Origin of the sequence: Sphingobacterium sp. HJSM2_6, from assembly GCF_049316305.1 — a bacterium.
In the GTDB taxonomy this organism is placed as follows: Bacteria; Bacteroidota; Bacteroidia; order Sphingobacteriales; family Sphingobacteriaceae; genus Sphingobacterium.
Genome location: NZ_JBMOXB010000035.1, coordinates 1 through 3,422, shown reverse-complemented (window position 1 = coordinate 3,422; position 3,422 = coordinate 1). Strand labels below are relative to the sequence as shown.

General features: G+C 49.6%; 2 tRNA genes and 1 rRNA gene. All 3 read left to right on the top strand.

From position 1 onward, the window contains the following. The first annotated feature begins 88 nt into the window (after nucleotides 1–88). Nucleotides 89–165 (top strand) — tRNA-Ile (locus ACFRAE_RS17650). Nucleotides 166–181: 16 nt separating this feature from the next. Further along, a tRNA-Ala gene (locus ACFRAE_RS17645) sits at nucleotides 182–255 on the top strand. 208 nt (nucleotides 256–463) lie between these two features. After that, nucleotides 464–3,347 (top strand): 23S ribosomal RNA (locus tag ACFRAE_RS17640). Nucleotides 3,348–3,422 lie beyond the last annotated feature (75 nt).

Here is a 3,422-nt window from a genome sequence, read left to right as displayed (position 1 = left end):
AAAAAAAGAAAGACATTAGAAGAAAGTGCCCATCCCTACTAGGATATGGAGCATGGTGGTCGAGAGAGATAAGAAGCGAAAGATAGCTAGTCCCGTAGCTCAGTTGGTTAGAGCACTACACTGATAATGTAGGGGTCAGCAGTTCAAATCTGCTCGGGACTACCATACCACACAAATAGAAGGGGAATTAGCTCAGCTGGCTAGAGCACCTGCCTTGCACGCAGGGGGTCAACGGTTCGAATCCGTTATTCTCCACGTTTTAAAGAGAGACACGAAATAAGATTGGAAATATTAGGCTGTAAGGTTTAAGATGGATAGTTGAATGGACTGACTGTACTTTAATAAAGAGTTCTTTGACATATTGGAAGAAAAAAGACACAAGAGAAGACAACAGAGGCACGGTCTGTCTACGGACAGGTACGGCCGAAGCAGCCTAACACTTAGCAAAAGGAGTGTTAGTGCGAAGAAAGTAAATAAGGGCACACGGGGGATGCCTAGGCTCTCAGAGGCGATGAAGGACGTGATAAGCTGCGATAAGCTACGGGGATTGGCAAATGCGATTTAATCCGTAGATTTCCGAATGGGGCAACCTAATATACTGAAGGTATATTGTATAAAACGCGAACGCGCTGAACTGAAACATCTAAGTAAGCGTAGGAGAAGAAAATAATAATGATTTCCCAAGTAGTGGCGAGCGAACGGGAAAGAGCCCAAACCATATATGTTACGGCATATATGGGGTTGTAGGACCACGACATGTCATCAATTAAGCGAAATGGAAGCGGATGGGAAGCCGCACGATAAGGGTGATAGTCCCGTACATGTAAGCGAGGTTGGGCTAGTGGTATCCTGAGTACCGCGGGACCGGAGAAATCCTGTGGGAATCCGCCAGCACCATCTGGTAAGGCTAAATACTCCTGAGAGACCGATAGTGAACCAGTACCGTGAGGGAAAGGTGAAAAGAACCCCGAACAGGGGAGTGAAAAGAACCTGAAACCGTGTGCTTACAAGCGGTCGGAGCGGAGCGATTCCGTGACGGCGTGCCTTTTGCATAATGAGCCTACGAGTTACTCTTGTCCGGCGAGGTTAATTGATTAAGTCAAGGAGCCGAAGCGAAAGCGAGTCTGAATAGGGCGCATAGTCGGATGAGGTAGACGCGAAACCTTGTGATCTACCCTTGGGCAGGTTGAAGGTGCGGTAACACGTACTGGAGGACCGAACCGATAAACGTTGAAAAGTTTCCGGATGACCTGAGGGTAGGGGTGAAAGGCCAATCAAACTGGGAAATAGCTCGTACTCCCCGAAATGTTTTTAGGAACAGCGTCGACATTGAGTCTTGCAGAGGTAGAGCTACCGATTGGGTGCGGGGGAGTCAAATCCTACCAAATCCAGACGAACTCCGAATGCTGCGAGATATGGTCGGCAGTGAGGCTTTGGGTGCTAAGGTCCAAGGCCGAGAGGGAAAGAACCCAGACCACCAGCTAAGGTCCCCAAATTCGTTCTAAGTTGAACTAACGAGGTCCGGTTGCCTAGACAGCTAGGATGTTGGCTTGGAAGCAGCCATTCATTTAAAGAGTGCGTAACAGCTCACTAGTCGAGCGACCGGGCGTGGATAATAAACGGGCATCAAGAACGGTACCGAAGCTGTGGATTGCAATTTATTGCACTGGTAGGGGAGCATTCTATAGGGGGAGAATCCATAAGGTGACTTGTGGTGGACCTTATAGAAAAGCAAATGTAGGCATAAGTAACGATAAGGCGGGTGAGAAACCCGCCCACCGAAAGACTAAGGTTTCCTGATCAACGCTAATCGGATCAGGGTTAGTCGGGACCTAAGGCGCATCCGAAGGGAGGTAGCCGATGGACAACGGGTTAATAATCCCGTACTATTTATAACTGCGATGTGGTGACGGAGTAGTGACACTGCCGCGAACTGACGGAATAGTTCGTTGAAGGACAAAGGTATTGGACCGGTAGGCAAATCCGCTGGTACAGCTAAAGTCCGATAGTACAGCAAACCTTCGGGGGCGCTGATAGCGCAGGTAATCAGACTTCCAAGAAAACCCGCTAAGCTTCAGGTTATGAATACCCGTACCGTAAACCGACACAGGTAGTCGAGGAGAGAATCCTAAGGTGCTCGAGTGAATCATGGCTAAGGAACTCGGCAAAATGGCCCTGTAACTTCGGGAGAAGGGGCGCTTCCTCCAGCGATGGAGAAGCCGCAGTGAAAAGGCCCAGGCGACTGTTTAGCAAAAACATATGGCTTTGCGAAATCGAAAGATGAGGTATAAGGCCTGACACCTGCCCGGTGCTGGAAGGTTAAGAGGGGATGTCATCCGCAAGGAGAAGCATTGAATCGAAGCCCCAGTAAACGGCGGCCGTAACTATAACGGTCCTAAGGTAGCGAAATTCCTTGTCGGGTAAGTTCCGACCTGCACGAATGGTGTAACGATCTGGGCGCTGTCTCAGCCATGAGCTCGGTGAAATTGTGGTATCGGTGAAGACGCCGATTACCCGCAACGGGACGGAAAGACCCCATGAACCTTCACTATAGCTTAACATTGAGATTGGGTACAGGATGTGTAGGATAGGCGGGAGTATGTGAAGCGGTTTCGCTAGGAATCGTGGATACAACCTTGAAATACCGCCCTTTCTGTATTCGGTTTCTAACTCCGCAATGCGGAGGACATTGTTTGGTGGGTAGTTTGACTGGGGTGGTCGCCTCCAAAAAGGTAACGGAGGCTTTCAAAGGTAAGCTCAGTACGCTTGGTAACCGTACGTGGAGTGCAATGGCATAAGCTTGCTTGACTGTGAGACCAACAAGTCGACCAGGGTCGAAAGACGGACATAGTGATCCGGTGGTTCTGTATGGAAGGGCCATCGCTCAAAGGATAAAAGGTACTCTGGGGATAACAGGCTGATCTCCCCCAAGAGCTCATATCGACGGGGAGGTTTGGCACCTCGATGTCGGCTCGTCACATCCTGGGGCTGGAGAAGGTCCCAAGGGTTGGGCTGTTCGCCCATTAAAGTGGCACGCGAGCTGGGTTCAGAACGTCGCGAGACAGTTCGGTCCCTATCTGTTGTGGGCGTTGGAAGTTTGAGTGGATCTGACCTTAGTACGAGAGGACCGGGTTGGACGGACCGCTGGTGAACCTGTTATGCCGCCAGGTGTACGGCAGGGTAGCTACGTCCGGAATAGATAAGCGCTGAAAGCATCTAAGTGCGAAACTAGCCACGAGATGAGACTTCCTCATAAGGGTCGTTGTAGATGACGACGTTGATAGGTCATAGGTGTAAAGGTTGAAAGACCAAAGCCGAGTGATACTAATAGCCCGAAGCTTTCCATTGCAGATAGTTCTGTTGTCTTCGCTCTTTTTGTCCTTTTTTCTTCCAATTACATGTCAATTATGTAACTAATTGGT